Source organism: Microcoleus sp. Pol11C3, assembly GCF_036701485.1.
Taxonomy (GTDB): domain Bacteria; phylum Cyanobacteriota; class Cyanobacteriia; order Cyanobacteriales; family Microcoleaceae; genus Microcoleus.
In genome coordinates, this window is sequence record NZ_JAUBQW010000065.1 from 1 (window position 1) to 16,268 (window position 16,268).

Genomic DNA, 16,268 nt, shown 5'->3' on the forward strand with positions numbered 1-16,268 from the left:
TATCCTTGCTCTTCGCTGTGCTTATCTCAACGGTCAACTTTCAATTTGATGTATTTGCCAAAGTGAGATGCACCCCTTGTTAACAGATTAAATGATTATTAATAAATATTCTAAAAAAATGTTGAGTGCCAGCTTATAACTTAAATTTAAAACAATATAAATATAAAAATTTAGTATTATTTTTACACAAATAATACTCTTAAATTATTGAATTAAGTGATTTGTTTTATAGACGTTGCTGGTTTCCGGTCTCAAAGGCTAAATATGCAAGTCAGAGAAACCAGTATCCACAAAGATTCGAGATTGATTTTCAACGGATTTTTTTCATACCCTGATTAAGGAACGCCAGATTTTAGAGTGATCTAACTCACGATCGAACTCTTGGAACAGCAAATTGACCGCTTTAGCCACCAGAGGCGATCGCACTTACGTGTAATTGGGCATAAGTTCGATCGCCCTCAACAAACTCAGCACAATCCAATTACTACCGGATCAGCGCTCAAAGTACCCGATATCGACTACAGTAAACACAAAATATTATTGGCGGTGATTTGAGTGATTGAGACTTTAGCAACAGGAATCGCAGCAGCCGGTTCGCTGCTAGCATTGGGCGGATTGGGCCTAGAGTTGAACTATCGCCGGACTGGGAGTGCAAATAAATTAGAACTTACAGCCGGAGAATGGCACTTAGCCATCTCGGAACCCAACCGCTATCTTTTAGTCGGGGAAATGGAGTTCCGCAACCTGACACAGCGCTTTGAGATTATGTTGCCGGAAGTGCGGGCACAGGTGAAACTGCTCTCAGATGGAAGTTTGGATGGCGTTACTTCCCAGACAAAGGTGATTCCTTGCCACAAAGATGCAACAGCCAGAGCAGACGATTACTGGTTCGGCTATATTGTTAAAGCCCAAAAAACCACGAAAATTAAAGTCTCCGTAGACATTCAAGGGCAAGATTTAACCAAATTGCAGTCAGCTTGGGTGCAAATACATTTCGTCACCTACGGCCCCGGCGGGCGCATCCCCAAAGTCCGCAACGTAGTAGTCCCGCTGCAATTTCCCAACTCGGACACCGTACCCATCCCCAGAAATGTCGGAGTTGCAGAAGTCTTGCCAATTCGCACTCACATACTGGCGGAATTGGACAATCCCGTCGAAATAGTCAAGCGGTACGTGCTACCGCGCGCCCACAAAGGCGATATTGTCGCCTTGGCAGAAACTCCCCTAGCTTTGATGCAGGGACGCTACCACCATCCCAGCGAAGTCAAACCCGGATGGGCGGCAAAGCGAGTGTGTTTGTTTTTCTTGCCCACGTCGAGTTTGGCCACGGCTTGCGGGATGCAGACTTTGGTTGATGTAGTTGGGCCTTGGCGCGTAGTGGCGGCATTTGCGATCGGGGCTGTGGCCAAAATATTTGGCAAACCGGGAGTCTTTTACCAACTTGCAGGGGAACAAGCAAGGCTGATCGACGACGTTACCGGGACTTTGCCTCCTTTCGACCAATTTATTGTCCTCGGCCCGGACAATCCCCAGCAAGTTGTAGAAGAAATTCAACGAGAAACCGGGCTTTCGGCGGCGATCGTAGACGCTAATGACTTGAAAGCAGTTAAGATATTAGCAGCGACCTCCGATTTATCGGTAACATTCTTAGAGGAAGCCTTGCGAAGCAACCCCGCCGGGAATGCTGACGAGCGAACACCGGTCGTTGTAATTCGACCTCTGCCACAAAAATCTTGAGTTGAAAACAGAAAATTAAAAATTCAAAAAGATGATTTGAAATTTTTAATTTTCGATCGATCTCGAAAGGGAGAAGAATCAAAAGTTATAAGTTTTGAAATCCAAATTTACGTATTCAAAACTAAAAACTTCCCTAACTCTTCCCCTTTCTGAATTTTTATTTTTAAATTTCCCTTCTCCACTTGTATGCTATGACTTCATTTCCCTCCCAAAACCAAAACCAGGTTGTGATTCGCCCGTTTCAGTATCGCGACATCGAGGTGATGGAACAACTGTGCGCGGAAACAGCCGAAGAGCCAGAAAACCGCAAGGGCGCAAGCTGCGACGTGGTACTAGGTAGAAAATTGCAGCAGATTCGTCGCTGGTACGGACTACTAAAGATTTTTAGCTTGTTTCCCAACCCTTGTCAGTCCCTGTTCCGTGCCCATGTTGCCGAAGAAGAGGGGAGCGTTAAGGGCATAATTCAGATTTCTCCTTTCAACCGCACCCGCAGCACTTGGCGGATTGATCGCATAGGAGTAGACCCGGAAGCCCGCAGCAAAGGAATTGGTTCCATGCTGCTGCGGTACTGCTTTGAGGCAGTCTGGGAGGCGCGGACGTGGCTGTTGGAAGTGAATGTAGGCGACACAACTTCCCTGGCTTTGTACCGGCAGAACGGGTTTCAGCCTTTGGCCCAGATGACATACTGGACGATCGCCCCAGAACGCCTGCAAGAAATGGCAAACTCGACCCCAGATTTGCCCAACCTGCTGCCGGTCAGCAACGCCGACGCTCAGTTGCTCTACCAACTGGATACCGCGTCTATGCCGCCGCTGGTGCGCCAAGTATTCGATCGCCACATTCAAGATTTCAAAACCAGTTTTTTCGGCGCTTTAGTCGAAGGTGTCAGACAGTGGCTGGGCAAAACCGAGGTAGTCAGCGGCTACGTGTTTGAACCACAGCGCAAAGCCGCGATCGGCTATTTTCAGGTGCAGCTATCCCGCAACGGCCACCAACCGCACGTGGCCCAGTTGACTGTACACCCGGCCTACACTTGGCTTTACCCAGAACTGCTGTCCCAGATGGCGCGCCTCGTTCAAGATTTCCCAGTTCAAAGCCTGCAACTGGCTTCCGCTGACTATCAGCCGGAACGGGAAGCTTATTTAGAGCAATTTGGAGCAGTGCGCGTGGAACACAGTTTGCTGATGTCTCGATCGGTGTGGCACAAATTGCGCGAGTCCAAATTGGTTTCTCTCGAAGGACTCCAGCTATCAGAAATGCTGCAAAGCTTCCAGCCAACTCGCAAACCCGTACCGGGCCGGATGTCCTGGCTCGGCCCGATGGCTGGGGAAGCAGCAGCAGGGCACCCGTCCTGTGAGATTAAACCTCTGTTGGCTGACTCAGGAAACAGTCAAACGAATCAAGTTAACCCTTTGGGCGGCCAAAATTCCGAATTAGCAGCAACTGATGGCAGCAGCATTTTGCCTTTAAATCTGCCAGAGTTGCCTCTAGACGGCGGCTGGCCGGGAGAACTCAATTCTTAACTTAATAAGTGAAAGCAGAAGGTAAAAGGTAGAAGACAGAAAAAAATAGAAGGAATCATCAAAGAAATTACTTTTTTCTGTCATACTCCCAAAATTCCCCTTCTGCTTTTGATTGATATCAACTTAAGATTACCTATCTTCTTCTTACTTTATTCTCTTCTTTCTTCGCGTTCTTCGCATCTTCGCGGTTCGTTAAATAAGATTATTTCCTAAAAAAAAAGTAAATCTAAAATTGATTGATTGATAATGTCCAACGATAAATTATGGATTTCTGCTCTGGGGTTAGATATCGGCCTCAAACGAGTCGGCATCGCCGGGTGTGATGGCACTGGTTTAATAGCTACGGGCATTACAACACTGGTACGATCGTCCTTCGAGCGAGACGTAGCTTATCTCCGAGAGCTCGTCCGAGAGCGGAGAGTGCAAATTTTGGTTGCAGGCTTGCCCTACTCCCTGAGCGGAGAATTAGGTGCTCAAGCCCGACAGGTGCAGAAATATGCTGCTCGCATCGCCACAGCCTTAGAACTCCCCCTAGAATACGTGGACGAGCGCCTGACTTCGGTTGAGGCAGAGGAATTGATGAAAGCTGCAGGGATTTCGCTCTCGCAAAATAAGGGTTCGATCGATCGCAAAGCAGCGGCCGTGATTTTGCAGCAGTGGCTAGACGAGCGGAGGCAAAATATCTCCGCCCTTCCCAATCCTTGATAGCTTGTAACAGAGGCGTGATATCCTGGTTGTGCAAGTTTGCTACGCACACCTGTAACCCTTGACAAACTGGAGAAAATTCTGCTGTACCCTCGGTACTGAAGAAGCACAAAATCGTGATTTGTCCTCAGTGTCGCTTGCTGACTCGACTGAGATTTAAACGCTGCACTCCTCGCCTGTGGAAAAGGCCGCGAGTCTCGCGGTTTAAGCTGGTGGACTGGCGATCGCCCACTTAGCCAGAATATCGCCACGAGAATTCCCCATTGTCAAGCAAACGTTACTGAATTATTGACGGAAAATAAGATACACGCGATGTCCTCATCCCCATACCGCAAAAAAGAGAATGGCAATTCCAACGAAGAGTCCGTCACCCTGACGGATGAAGTTGGGCGATCGCTGACTTGCAACATAGAATATTCTATGAATCTAGAAGGTCAAGAATACGCTTTGCTGCTTCCGATTGACTCGCCCGTAGAAATTTTTACTTGGCAGGGAGACGATAACGACGAAGCAGCAATTCCTGTAGAAGACGAGACCGAAATTGACAAAATTTTTGAGACAGCTAAAGTTGTGCTGCAAGAGCAGAACTTGACGCTCCGACGCACAGCGGTGACGCTGACTGTGGTGGGCGAATTGCCGGAATTTCCCGAAGAGGATATGGCATCCGATGTCGATCCAGATGAGGAGTCGGACTTCGAGGAGCTGATGTGGCTGACCAGTTTCTACCACGAAGAACAGGAATATGCCATTTATACCCCTCTAGACCCGTTCTTTATTTTGGCTAGAATGGATGACGACGGCAAGCCAGAATTGCTCTCGGAAGAAGAGTTCCAAAGGCTGGAACCGATGTTACCTATGCTGGAAGACCAGTTCTTTGACGAGCTTGATTAGATATTAATTGCAGGCACAAGGTCTGATGGCAAAAAGCAGAATTTTTTACTATTTTATAAAAAAGTAAACTGCTCGCCCGATCGAACTTTTTCGAGATGGCCGCTTCTGCCTTCGCGATCGGGCTTTTGAATTGGGCCGCGTGAATTTGGTCTTTTAAAGGGCTTGTATTCGTAACTTTTCGGTCATCAATCGCAGGTCATCAGTCATTAGTCGCTAGTTAACCGCCACTTATCCAGGACAACGGACTGTCACTAACCCCAGCCTGAAGGCATTGGGCTTGAAAAGAGGAAGACTCACCACCTTCTTAATTCAGGACTAAAAAAGTGTCTAGCCAATTACTGAACTGCCTGGGAGTGGTATCCCGCAAGACGTTAAGAATGCCTCCCTAGTTTTTAACCTCTCTGGTGGTCAGTGGCGAAGGGAAATATACACCTAGAAATAGGACTTACTGTTAATGTTTGTACCAGTTGTAGGCAGCAATAACCGTCCCCTGATGCCAACTACCCCTGCTCGGGCTAGACGTTGGATCGAATCGGGCAAAGCTACGCCGTTTTTTAAAAAAGGAGTATTTTGTGTTCGACTGAATGCAAAACCTTTAAGCCACAACTATCAACCAATTGCAGTTGGCATTGACCCAGGTAGTAAGCGTGAAGGATTTACCGTTAAATCCAGAACGCATACCTATTTAAACATCCAAACCCATGCAATTGATTGGGTAAAAGATCGCGTTGAGGTCAGACGAAATATGCGACGTGGTAGGCGGTTTCGCAATACTCCCTGCCGTCAAAACCGAACTAATCGCTCGGTTAATAAAAATCGCATCCCCCCATCGACTAAAGCGAGATGGCAGTGGAAATTAAGGATGGCCAAATGGTTGACTTTGATGTTTCCGATATCGACATTTGTTGTAGAAGACGTTAAAGCAAAAACCTGGAAGGGAGCTAAGAAATGGAATACAAGTTTTAGTCCTCTGGAGGTAGGTAAACTATGGTTCTACTCGGAAATTGAGAAAATTGCTCACCTGGAAATTAGGCAGGGCTTTGACACCTGTAAAATGCGTGAAGATTTAGGACTCCTCAAGTCTAAACAAAAGCTGTCAAAATTGTTTGAGGCTCATTGCGTTGACTCTTGGGTATTAGCTAATTGGTATATTGGTGGACATATACAGCCCGATAATACCAAGCTAATAGAAGTAATCCCTTTGCAGTTTCATCGCAGACAGCTCCATCGTTTGCAGCATTCCACTGGTCATGTCCGCTCTCGGTACGGCGGAACTTTAAGTGCAGAATTTAAGCGCGGTTCAATCGTTAAACACCCTAAATATGGGTTCTGTTATGTTGGGGGTTGGCAAGAGTCGCCAACAAAGAAAGACCCACAGCGAAAAACAATTAGTTTGCACGATCTAAAAACAAGCAAGCGATTGTGCCAAAATGCAGCGCCTACAGATTGTAAGTTTTTGTCTTACAATTCGTGGCGCTCCGCAAATTAATCTGTAAAGCCGTGCTAGAAGCACGGGGTTTCAAACCCAGAAATTTCGATGAATAAAGAACAAATGACAAAGGGCAGCGCGCGCGAGAGCCGAAAAGGTACTCCGCAAGTCTCTAAATGGTTGTTTTATCTGGCGTTGCTGCCGGCAATCTGGGGAGTTTGCGCTTGGCAAGGCTGGGCTTGGTGGAGCTGGGCTTCGGCGCCGCCTAAAATCACATCCTCATCGGGGAATCCGGCAGAAGATGCTGCTGTTTCGATCCAAATCCCGGAGGGTACTCCCAGTCAAAAAATTGGCCGGGATTTAGAGGCGGCGGGGTTGATTCGATCGAGCTCGGCATGGAATATGTGGGCTCGCTGGCTGACTCTGCAAAACCGCGAGGGAGGTTTTCAAGCAGGAACTTACCAACTGTCGCCGACTCAGCCTCTGAGTGCAGTTGCTGACAAAATTTGGAAGGGCGAAGTCGTACAGCAGAGTTTCACGATTCCAGAAGGGTGGTCGCTGCAACAAATGAGCGCTTATTTTGAAGCGCAAGGTTTTTTCCCGGCTAAGGATTTTATGACGGCCGCGAGTCAAATTCCTTACGCTCAATACCCTTGGCTGCCGAGTGGATTGCCTCATTTGGAAGGTTTTTTGTACCCGGATACTTATCAGCTAGACGGCGATAGAATTACTCCTCAAGCTGCGATCACACAAATGCTCACCCGTTTTGAGCAGACAGCTTTGCCGGTATATCAAAAAAATCAGAATAATACGAAGCTCTCTCTCAAAGAATGGGTGACTTTGGCGAGTATTGTAGAAAAAGAAGCTGTGGTTGCTTCCGAGCGGAACCGTATTTCTGGGGTATTCAACAACCGTCTGAATAAGGGTATGCCCTTGGGCTCTGACCCGACGGTTGAATACGCCCTCGGCATTAGGCAAACTAAGGAGAAGCCTTTGACTTTCAAGCAGGTGGAAACGCCTTCTCCTTACAATACTTATATAAATGTAGGGCTGCCGCCAACTCCGATCGCATCTCCGGGAATAGCAAGTTTGGAGGCGACTCTGACTCCGGAAAAGACAGAATACCTGTATTTTATGGCTCGATACGACGGCACTCACATTTTCAGCAGCACGCAGGCGGAACACGATGCTGCTATTTCTAAAGTTGACCAGCAGTTGCGCTCAACTAAAAAATAGAGAGACCATGACTAATACAAAAGTAAAAAGTCAAAAGTAACAGAGCAAAAGCAATAATTATTCTCTTTTGATTTTTTACTTTTTTAATCTTTAACTTCCAATTTCTTATTTTTCAATCTAAAACCTAAAATCTAAAATCATTATGACTTGGGGTAAAATACTACAGCCTGACTTAGTTCTCGGCGATTCAGTCATGAAGTTAACGGCTGATATTCTGCAAAAATATAATATTAAAGGATTAGTTTTGGATGTGGACGAAACTCTCGTTCCCATTACAGCAATGAATGCTTCTCCTGAACTCACCCTGTGGGTGGAAGAAATTAAACCGGTGGTATCCCTGTGGTTGGCGAGCAATAATTTAAGTCAGACTCGGATCGGTCGAATTGCTGAGTCTTTGAATCTACCTTATATCACGGGTGCTGCTAAGCCGTCGCGCCGCAAGTTGCGAAGGGCCGTGACTGCGATGAATTTGCCGGTGGAACAGGTGGCGATGGTGGGCGATCGACTTTTTACTGATGTTTTGGCCGGCAATCGTTTGGGTATGTTCACTATTTTAGTGGAACCAATGGTTGATGCTGGGTATGCGCTTCGCAAGTATCCGGTACGCTCTTTTGAAGTTTGGGTTTCTCAAGCTTTGGGGGCTTCTTTGAAAATTAAAGATTAAAATTGGGCATCGCGAATTGGGCATGGGGCATGGGCCAAACAGGGAATTGGTAATTAGGAATTGGGAATTAGTAACTAATGGCAACAGTCAACAGTCAACAGTCAACAGTCAACAGTCAACAGTCAACAGTCAACAGACAACAGACTAAAACTATTGTTGTTAAAATAGGAACTTCGACTCTGACTCGATCGACTACGGGAAACTTAGCTCTTTCAACTATTGCTGCATTGGTAGAAATTTTAGCTGATTTGCGGCAGCAAGGCCATCGAGTAGTTTTGGTTTCTTCGGGTGCGGTTGGGGTGGGCTGCGCGCGCTTGGGTTTGACGGAACGCCCGCGAAATATTGCTATGAAACAGGCTGTGGCGGCCGTGGGCCAAGGGCGACTGATGCGGGTGTACGATGACTTGTTTACTACTCTACAACAGCCGATCGCTCAAGTATTGCTCACCAGGGGCGATTTAGTGCAGCGTAATGGTTATGTTAACGCTTGCAATACTTTTGGGCAACTGCTCAGGTTGGGCGTAATTCCGATCGTCAATGAAAACGATACAGTAGCGGTAGACGAACTCAAATTTGGGGATAACGACACGCTTTCGGCGCTAGTAGCGAGTTTGGTTGAAGCAGATTGGTTGTTTGTACTCACAGATGTCGATCGGCTGTATTCCGCCGATCCGCGCAGCAATCCCGACGCGCAGCCGATCGCCCTAGTTCAAAGTATGGCACAGCTCACAGAATTTCAGGTGCAAACAGGAGATTCCCGCAGCGGTTGGGGAACCGGCGGAATGGTGACAAAAATTGAAGCAGCCAGAATAGCAACTGCATCGGGAGTGCGGACTGTAATCACTGACGGCTGCTTTCCTGGTAATATCGAGAAAATACTTAACGGAGAGTCGATCGGTACTCAATTCGAGCCTCAACCGCGCCCTGTAAACGCTCGCAAACACTGGATAGCTAACGTGCTAATTCCAGCAGGAAAACTATATTTAGATGCGGGTGCTGTCAAGGCAATTTCCCACGGCGGAAAATCGCTTTTAGCTGCGGGTATTGCTCAAGTAGAAGGAGAATTTCAAGCTGATGATTCCGTGCAGTTGTGCGACGCAGCCGGCAAGCAAATTGCTAGAGGACTTGTGAATTATAGCAGTTTAGAATTGAGACAAATCCAGGGCTGCAAGTCCGAGAAAATTGCTGAGATTTTAGGCTATGCCGGCGTAGAAACGGCGGTACACCGAGATAATTTAGTGATTGTTTAAACTAACAAATATCGAGACAGTCGATCGGGCAATGAGCGAACGCAGAAATTGAGGATACTTGCAGCACAGTATTGCAAGAATTTGTTTGGCTGTGCCGCAACAGCTCGTTCATCGCTTCTGTAAACAGTTCAAATACATTTTGTGCTAATTCTAAAGCTGCTTGGCATTCCGCATTAGTAAGTTTGATCTCTTCTAAAAGTTGCAACATCTCTGGCGTGTTTAAAAGGTGATAATTTTCTAAACCCCCATAACCTCCTCCAAAATCAACAGATTCTTTTTGGTTAATTTGCTGTAATTCCATTACCACTGCTAGCGCCGCTTCAAAAAAAACTTGGGCCGTTCCTTCGAGGGCTTCCACTAACACCAGTTTCTGAATGGGAGAGGCTTTCCAAGCGTAGCGTTCGATCACTGAACAAAGCGATCGAGTTTTTTTAGTTTCTTCACCCCAAAGCAGTCTGAAGTCGCCGTAACTCATTAACTGGTTTAAGCCCAGTTCCTCTAGGTATTCTAGATAGTCGTGCCAGTAATAGTTTTTTTTATAAGTATATTTATTAATTAGTTCCTGAACTTTGTTATTACCAGAAGATTCTCGCAGTACATATTTATTTAAATCAATCAATCCCACAGCCAAAGGAGCGAGTACAGGTGCAAAAATTAATCGTTGATTCGCGTGAATGTGTTTATTGGCTAGAAAGTCAAACAATGGCAATTTTGCAAACTCTTGCTTTTTGGGTTCAATGAATGCTATGATGGCTTTCATACTTTTTTCGCCTTAATAGTTGCTGTCAAGATCATCTTCCTACCTGCGTTAATTATCTATATTTTCGAGCATAAAGAATTGTGTTTATTATCATACATATTTGTATTTGAGATCATAGGTAAGAGTGTTGGCAGTCACAGGAAATTGTGACTTATATCATATTCTGCCAGAAGTTCGAGCATCTTGTTGCCTAGAGATAAAAGGTTCTAAATTTAGATTGCATATTTCAGGCGTTGCTCAAAGCGCCCCACCAGAGTTTGATTATTTTTTGACCTATAATTTCAAGGCTGATTAACTTATATAGACAAGTGATCATTCTGCTCGCACTGCTAAAAAATGCTTTTTACAAAATCGCGGTGCTCCATGCAAATCAGTTCTAGACGCATAGGAGTCTCGAAACCAGGTTTCTTCGGAGATTCATCGCTACTCAACAAAAATTTTTCTGAGAAACCCGGTGTCTTTAACCCTTGCTTTTATTGCTTCTTCCCTCTTTTCTCTTCCCTCTTCTTATTGCTTCTTCCTTCTTCCTGCGGCCATAAGTCTCCAAATGAGAATTTCCAATTCTCAGAATTGCCTTTAGGTGCGTTCTGAGTTACTCTATCTTTTGGATCAGTTAACACAATTATAGGAGTTAATCTTGGAACGGACTTTTTTAGCAATTAAGCCCGACGGCGTACAGCGCGGACTCGTCGGCGAAATTATCGGTCGTTTTGAAGCCAAGGGCTTTAAGCTAGTTGGCATGAAGCTAATGACGGCGAGTCGCGAACTTGCCGAACAGCATTATGGCGTACATAAAGAAAGACCCTTTTTTGCGGGGCTGGTAGACTTCATCACTTCCGGGCCAATTGTGGCGATGGTGTGGGAAGGCGACGGCGTTGTGGCCTCGGCGAGGAAAATGATTGGCGCAACAAATCCTCTGAATTCTGAACCGGGGACAATTCGCGGCGATTTGGCTGTGAATGTTGGTCGCAATATTATTCATGGTTCTGATGCTGTGGAAACTGCCCAGGCGGAAATTAGCCTTTGGTTCAAGGAAGAAGAATTGAGTGCTTGGACACCTTCTTTAACTCCTTGGATTGTGGAGTAGTTTTGATATTCTCCCGATGGTTAATCGGGAGATATAGCTTTTCTCAGATAGATGAAATATCATGTCGTGGACTCACTCATCACTGTAAAATATAGAAGAGTTTGGCATTTTTTCTCGTTACCAAGCTATTCCTAGTAACGAGAAGAAAAAACGTTAATCGGAACTTAAAAACTCCAAATAATTATTAGTCAATTCTTTGACTGCTAATTCGTAAAACTGCTGACCGTGTTCGGGGGTTGCTAAGCCCGGATTTGAACCCATTCTGCCGTCTGGAAATCGGCGGCGGAAGTCAGCAGCACCGTAAATTTTGTGCCCGGAAGCGACTTCTTCCGAAAGCGGAGCTTGCTTGATTGCTTCTGGATAAAGGTACTGGGTTAAGGCAATTTCGCTGGGGGTGGCGTGGGAACCTTCTTGGTTTCCGTATAATTCTTTTGCGAGTTTGTAGACTGAACCGCACATGAACCAGTTGCCGATTTGACACTGGATTCTTTCGGCATTCGGTAAATTCAAGTCAGACAAATGCGCGTAAGTCTCGGAAAATGCTGCTTTCATGGTGGCAATGTTGCCGCCGTGACCGTTGATGAAGAAATATTTTTCAAATCCAGCTTTTGCCAAAGATGTGATATAATCCCTGATTACCAGTATCAGAGTCTGCGGTCGCAGGCTGATTGTGCCGGGAAAGCTGGTGTGGTGCAAGGCCATCCCGACATTAATTGTCGGGCCGATTAAGGCATTGGCAGCTTCGCCGACTCCGCGGGCGATCGCCTCGGCTGCAATGGCGTCAGTCCCGATCAAGCCGGTGGGCCCGTGCTGTTCGGTGGAGCCGATCGGGATAATTATGCCTCGGGAGCTTTCGAGATAAGCTTCTACCTCGGGCCAGGTACTCAAATGCAGCAACATGATAGGCAGTCTACAGAATTTTTACTTGCTATCGTCGATCGTAGCCGGCACGGAAAAAAAAAGGACTTTGAGCAAATTTCTTATTGTATTCTTAAAAAAAGCCTCTACAGTGCGATCGCAACTTTACCGTTATATTACTTAACGTTAATAATTTAACCACTTGATGGCCAAAACTTTACCTTTTAATAACCTTTTAAGAGTAGTATAACAAGCATATCCCTCTAGATTGGGTGTTACGTGGTCAATTAACAGCGGGCAATGTTTTATGAAATTAACACCGACCCCTAAAAATGACCAGACTTCTGTGGCCTGGACGCAGGCAGACAGCGCGGTTCCGGCAACTGCTCTACGGCTGTATTCCTTACACGAGCAAGTAGCAAAAGTCGAGCGCGTGTCTGTGGGATGGACTGGCGAAAGATTCTAAGCGATCGAACAAATGGCGATCGTACAAGCGATCGCAGCGCGAGAGTACCTCAGCTACTGAAGAAGGTACCTCGCGCTAGCCACATACAAACATCACTCCCACTGATATTTATGTCTTCTGCTGAATTAAGCGAAAGTCCTTCAAGGTTGGCTGTTGGACAAGCCGGCCGTATCTTGTTATTGGAAGGTGAAGATCTGTTGCGGGAAATGCTAGCTTTAGCCCTTAAAGAACAGGGCTACGAGGTGGTGGTTACTAGCGACGGGCGCAACGCTCTGCCTTCTGTACAGGCTTCTTCGTCATACCACGGTGAATTTGCCTTCAACCTGTTAATTATGGATTCAATTAACGGTTTGGATCTGTGTCGAATGTTACGGCATCAAGGAAATCCCGTCCCTATTTTGATTATCGGTGCTAGAGGAAGTGCCAACAATTGCGCTTTTTACCTCGAAGCCGGATCGGATGATTATTTGACCAAGCCTTTTGGAATGCGGGAGTTTATCGCTCGCTGTCGGGCGCTGATGCGACGCCAGCGCCTCAGTAGGTTACCGGAACCGAGGATGCTGCAATATAAGAGCATAACTCTGTATCCTGAAGAGTGCCGCGTGTTGGTTCGTGGTCTGGAAGTGAAATTTTCTCCTAAACAGTTTCGCTTACTAGAACTATTTATGAGTTATCCCCGGCGAGTTTGGAGTCGCGATCAGTTGCTGGAAAAAATTTGGGGCCAAGATTTTATCGGAGACAGCAAAACAGTTGACGTTCACATCCGCTGGCTACGCGAAAAGTTGGAAATAGATCCGGGCCAACCGGAATATATCATTACGGTACGCGGGTTCGGCTATCGATTTGGTTAAATTTTTAAATCAGTTGTAGGGTAGCAAGTTGCAGTCAAATAGACAAATAAGGACACAACAATGTTGTGTTTTTATTTTTCTATGGAGGGTGTGCAATACAATAGCTTGGAGGTGCAACCACTAGAGATATTCCAGCCACCGTTGCCGTTCTCTTTTACCCTGGGCGCTGGGTATAACTCAAAACTCCCATGTCCACTGCCAACAATGAAGTTTCGGGCAATCTCCTGCAATCGCAACAGCCGCCACCATATCTGAACTCGGAATTAATTCCATTAAAGACCATCTCGATGCTTCTTCAGGGTTCTCTTCAATATTTAACAGCGCGGGAGGTTCTCCTGGTGCGAGGCTGACATCAAACTGATTCAGGGGAAGAGAAAGTCCTTTACCGACTGCTTTGATATAAGCTTCTTTGCGAGTCCAGCAGGTGAAAAAAGCTCGGGGTTGGAGATGTTCGGGGAGCGAAAGCAACACAGAGTGTTCTAAGGGGGAAAAAAACTTTTCAGCAATTTCCAGGCAAGGAAAGTTGGGATTTATGCCTTCAATATCGACACCAATATCTCGATTTTTGGCAATCGCAATTAGAGCCATGTTTCCTGAGTGAGACAAATTGAAACGCAGGGTATCTCCACCTTGGGCGAAGATGAGAGAAGGTTTGCCGTAGGGATTGTAGTCAAAGCGCAATATGTGAGAATTTATGTTAAGATAGCGACTCAGAATTGCTCTCAGCGCGCCACGACTCACAATAAATTGCGATCGACCTTTTGGAAACACAAAACGAGCGGCTTTTGTCCGCTCGTCTGCAGAGAGAGTCTGTTGTAAACTCTGCAAGCAAGATTCTGTTTGAGCCAGAGACACGCGCCAAACATGAATTTCGCCCAGATCCAATGTCAAGTCTTGCGGGGGAGAATTCCATGAAGTAACAACAGCAATCATGTATTTACCCTGCCTGATCCAAAGCTTCCACGTACCCAATTACAGATCTTCTTCTTAATCTTCTTTCGCGCCCTTCGCGACTTAGCGGTTCGTTAAATAAGTCTTAATTCCAACGGTCAATCGATTTTAGATTTTAGATTTTAGATGTTAGAACTGATAAATCCCCGGGCCCGGGACCAAATTGCTTGATTGTCAATAAATCCAAGTCTGCACAACCTTACCCGCTAATTGCTGTCCCAACCAAGGCGTATTTGCCGATCGCGACTTCAGACTTTGCCCGTCAACAGTCCAACTCATTTGCGGGTCGAACAAAATCAGCTCAGCAGAGACTCCCGGTGCAACCGTGGCGGGGGTTTGCCCGAGACAAACGGCCGGCCTGGTACTCAACACTCGCCACAGTTCTAAAGCCGAAAATTCGCCTGTTTCTACCAGTCCATGCCACAGTAAAGGCAAAGCTAATTCCAAGCCGATCGCCCCGGGCGGACTATCAGCAAAAGCCACAGTCTTCTCCTCATAAGTATGCGGGTTGTGGTCGATCGCGATCGCATCAATTACCCCATCTTTCACAGCTTGAATCAGCGCTAATTGGTCGCTGAGATTGCCCAACGGCGGTTCTAGGTGTAAATTCGGATCGTAAGCCAACGAAGCAGTCAGAGCATTTTTTCCGCCGCCGGAATCTTTAGAGTTTCCTGAAATTGCCCCGACATTCAACAGCAAGTGCATCCAAGTCACACTCGCAGTCACCGGCAAACCCCGCGCCTTCGCATCCCGAATCAATTCCACACTGCGCGCCGTAGAAACGCGCATAATGTGCACCGGAGTGCCTGCAGATGCCACCAACTCAAGCATTGCCGCCAATGCCGAAGTTTCCGCACTCGCCGGAATTCCTGGCAAACCCAAGCGCACTGACACCGCACCCTCCCGCGCCGCGCCCTTTCCTGCTAAAGTTCGATCGCACGGCCACAAAGCCACAGACTTGCCCAAAGGCTGGATATACTCAAGCAAACGCCTCACCAGAGCCGGATTAGACAGCGGCAAACCGTCCGCAAAACCCACCACCGCAGAGGAGACCAGCTCGCCCAACTCAGCCATCTGCTGCCCTTTAACGCCCGCTGTCAGCGCGCCCCAAAAATACAAGCGGGGTCCCCCGGGCGACAAATTGCGGATATGTTGCTGCAACAATGCTAAACCGGCCAAATTGTCAACAGGCGGCGAGGTATCCGGCAAAATCGCCAGCCGCGTAAAACCGCCAGCAGCCGCAGCCTGCATCAAGGATTCCAGGGTTTCTCGATCCTCAAAACCCGGTTCTCCGCTGTGGCTGTAGATATCAGTTAACCCCGGCCCCAAAATCAGTCCCTGGCAATCCCGCACTTCTGTGTCAGCGGGAAACTCAGCTATTTTTTCCTCAACTGCTTTGATATTACCTTCAGCAATCAGAATATCAGCGATGCGATCGCTGTCTGAAACGGGATCTAGCACTCGTACATTTTGTAGCAGTTCGCGGCTCATAACTTACAATTCAAACATAAAAATTCAAACATAAAAACTCAGACATTTATCAGCCGGGCGAAGCATAGGGGAGGGCATTGGTGTTAACTTAAGCCTAAAAACTTTGATAATTTCGCTTTGATACGAGTCTAGATCCCCCTAAATCCCCCTTAAGAAGGGGGACTTTGAGAAGGCTCTTGTCCCCCCCTTCTTAAGGGGGGCTAGGCAGGGTGGATTAATTGTCGAAAGGCGAAATCTTGAAAGGCTGATTACTTAGTCTCGATTTGACGAATGCTTGATGGGAGGCCAACCAGCTTTCGGTACTTTCAGATTTCCTTTCCCGACAATTAAGCCACCCTGCTTCTTAAGGGGGGCTAGGGGGGATCGAGA

16 protein-coding genes are annotated in these 16,268 nt (G+C 46.7%); 12 read left to right on the forward strand and 4 right to left on the reverse strand.

What is annotated here, in order from left to right:
* Positions 1–381: 381 nt before the first annotated feature.
* The 9 genes from QUA40_RS15885 to proB all read left to right on the forward strand — a co-directional run bounded on the left by QUA40_RS15885 (position 382) and on the right by proB (position 9,435).
* Positions 382–555, forward strand: coding sequence for a hypothetical protein (locus QUA40_RS15885; RefSeq protein WP_333127424.1), 174 nt, complete (start codon positions 382–384; stop codon positions 553–555).
* Entirely contained in the window at positions 556–1,737 is a 1,182-nt protein-coding gene (locus QUA40_RS15890) for a F420-0:Gamma-glutamyl ligase (protein WP_333127426.1), read from the forward strand.
* Positions 1,738–1,928: 191 nt separating this feature from the next.
* Complete coding sequence (locus QUA40_RS15895) at positions 1,929–3,260, forward strand: GNAT family N-acetyltransferase (protein WP_333127428.1); 1,332 nt, start codon at positions 1,929–1,931, stop codon at positions 3,258–3,260.
* 246 nt (positions 3,261–3,506) lie between these two features.
* Positions 3,507–3,965 (forward strand): Holliday junction resolvase RuvX, encoded by a 459-nt coding sequence (gene ruvX, locus QUA40_RS15900; protein WP_333127430.1) that lies wholly within the window; start codon positions 3,507–3,509, stop codon positions 3,963–3,965.
* A gap of 312 nt (positions 3,966–4,277) precedes the next feature.
* The gene (locus QUA40_RS15905) at positions 4,278–4,856 is read left to right on the forward strand and encodes a DUF3727 domain-containing protein (protein WP_333127432.1); all 579 of its coding nucleotides are present in this window, start codon (positions 4,278–4,280) and stop codon (positions 4,854–4,856) included.
* A gap of 454 nt (positions 4,857–5,310) precedes the next feature.
* Positions 5,311–6,345, forward strand: coding sequence for an RRXRR domain-containing protein (locus tag QUA40_RS15910; protein WP_333127434.1), 1,035 nt, complete (start codon positions 5,311–5,313; stop codon positions 6,343–6,345).
* 48 nt (positions 6,346–6,393) lie between these two features.
* Positions 6,394–7,521 carry an endolytic transglycosylase MltG gene (gene mltG / locus QUA40_RS15915; RefSeq protein WP_333127436.1) on the forward strand — a complete coding sequence of 376 codons (1,128 nt, stop codon included), beginning with the start codon at positions 6,394–6,396 and terminating at the stop codon, positions 7,519–7,521.
* Positions 7,522–7,663: 142 nt separating this feature from the next.
* Positions 7,664–8,185 (forward strand): YqeG family HAD IIIA-type phosphatase, encoded by a 522-nt coding sequence (locus tag QUA40_RS15920; protein WP_333127438.1) that lies wholly within the window; start codon positions 7,664–7,666, stop codon positions 8,183–8,185.
* A gap of 77 nt (positions 8,186–8,262) precedes the next feature.
* Complete coding sequence (gene proB, locus QUA40_RS15925; protein WP_333127440.1) at positions 8,263–9,435, forward strand: glutamate 5-kinase; 1,173 nt, start codon at positions 8,263–8,265, stop codon at positions 9,433–9,435.
* 1 nt (position 9,436) lies between these two features.
* Here the strand turns inward: proB and QUA40_RS15930 are convergent, their stop codons facing one another.
* Entirely contained in the window at positions 9,437–10,195 is a 759-nt protein-coding gene (locus tag QUA40_RS15930; protein ID WP_333127442.1) for a hypothetical protein, read from the reverse strand.
* A gap of 637 nt (positions 10,196–10,832) precedes the next feature.
* Here QUA40_RS15930 and ndk point away from each other — a divergent pair.
* A complete protein-coding gene (gene ndk / locus QUA40_RS15935) occupies positions 10,833–11,282 on the forward strand; it encodes a nucleoside-diphosphate kinase (RefSeq protein ID WP_333127444.1) in 450 nt (149 codons plus the stop codon).
* 153 nt (positions 11,283–11,435) lie between these two features.
* Here ndk and QUA40_RS15940 read toward each other — a convergent pair whose 3' ends face one another.
* Positions 11,436–12,182: a creatininase family protein gene (locus QUA40_RS15940; RefSeq protein WP_333127446.1), complete on the reverse strand. Its 747-nt coding sequence runs from the start codon at positions 12,180–12,182 to the stop codon at positions 11,436–11,438.
* Positions 12,183–12,447: 265 nt separating this feature from the next.
* Between QUA40_RS15940 and QUA40_RS15945 the strand changes: the two genes are divergently transcribed.
* Positions 12,448–12,606 carry a hypothetical protein gene (locus QUA40_RS15945; protein ID WP_015174720.1) on the forward strand — a complete coding sequence of 53 codons (159 nt, stop codon included), beginning with the start codon at positions 12,448–12,450 and terminating at the stop codon, positions 12,604–12,606.
* Between the two features lie 110 nt (positions 12,607–12,716).
* Positions 12,717–13,457, forward strand: a complete 741-nt coding sequence (locus QUA40_RS15950; RefSeq protein ID WP_333127448.1) for a response regulator transcription factor — start codon at positions 12,717–12,719, stop codon at positions 13,455–13,457.
* Between the two features lie 177 nt (positions 13,458–13,634).
* Here QUA40_RS15950 and QUA40_RS15955 read toward each other — a convergent pair whose 3' ends face one another.
* Together QUA40_RS15955 and QUA40_RS15960 are read right to left on the reverse strand one after the other, a co-directional pair.
* A complete protein-coding gene (locus tag QUA40_RS15955; protein ID WP_333127450.1) occupies positions 13,635–14,390 on the reverse strand; it encodes a 4'-phosphopantetheinyl transferase superfamily protein in 756 nt (251 codons plus the stop codon).
* Positions 14,391–14,582: 192 nt separating this feature from the next.
* Positions 14,583–15,899 carry a dihydroorotase gene (locus tag QUA40_RS15960; RefSeq protein WP_333127452.1) on the reverse strand — a complete coding sequence of 439 codons (1,317 nt, stop codon included), beginning with the start codon at positions 15,897–15,899 and terminating at the stop codon, positions 14,583–14,585.
* Between the last annotated feature and the right edge of the window lie 369 nt (positions 15,900–16,268).

Coding starts and splice junctions, on each gene's coding strand:
- QUA40_RS15955 (WP_333127450.1), bottom strand. CDS start 14,390: ATGATTGCTGTTGTTACTTCATGGAATTCTCCCCCGCAAGACTTGACA.
- QUA40_RS15910 (WP_333127434.1), top strand. CDS start 5,311: ATGTTTGTACCAGTTGTAGGCAGCAATAACCGTCCCCTGATGCCAACT.
- QUA40_RS15950 (WP_333127448.1), top strand. CDS start 12,717: ATGTCTTCTGCTGAATTAAGCGAAAGTCCTTCAAGGTTGGCTGTTGGA.
- QUA40_RS15945 (WP_015174720.1), top strand. CDS start 12,448: ATGAAATTAACACCGACCCCTAAAAATGACCAGACTTCTGTGGCCTGG.
- QUA40_RS15940 (WP_333127446.1), bottom strand. CDS start 12,182: ATGTTGCTGCATTTGAGTACCTGGCCCGAGGTAGAAGCTTATCTCGAA.
- QUA40_RS15895 (WP_333127428.1), top strand. CDS start 1,929: ATGACTTCATTTCCCTCCCAAAACCAAAACCAGGTTGTGATTCGCCCG.
- QUA40_RS15905 (WP_333127432.1), top strand. CDS start 4,278: ATGTCCTCATCCCCATACCGCAAAAAAGAGAATGGCAATTCCAACGAA.
- QUA40_RS15930 (WP_333127442.1), bottom strand. CDS start 10,195: ATGAAAGCCATCATAGCATTCATTGAACCCAAAAAGCAAGAGTTTGCA.
- QUA40_RS15920 (WP_333127438.1), top strand. CDS start 7,664: ATGACTTGGGGTAAAATACTACAGCCTGACTTAGTTCTCGGCGATTCA.
- proB (WP_333127440.1), top strand. CDS start 8,263: ATGGCAACAGTCAACAGTCAACAGTCAACAGTCAACAGTCAACAGTCA.
- ruvX (WP_333127430.1), top strand. CDS start 3,507: ATGTCCAACGATAAATTATGGATTTCTGCTCTGGGGTTAGATATCGGC.
- mltG (WP_333127436.1), top strand. CDS start 6,394: ATGAATAAAGAACAAATGACAAAGGGCAGCGCGCGCGAGAGCCGAAAA.
- QUA40_RS15960 (WP_333127452.1), bottom strand. CDS start 15,899: ATGAGCCGCGAACTGCTACAAAATGTACGAGTGCTAGATCCCGTTTCA.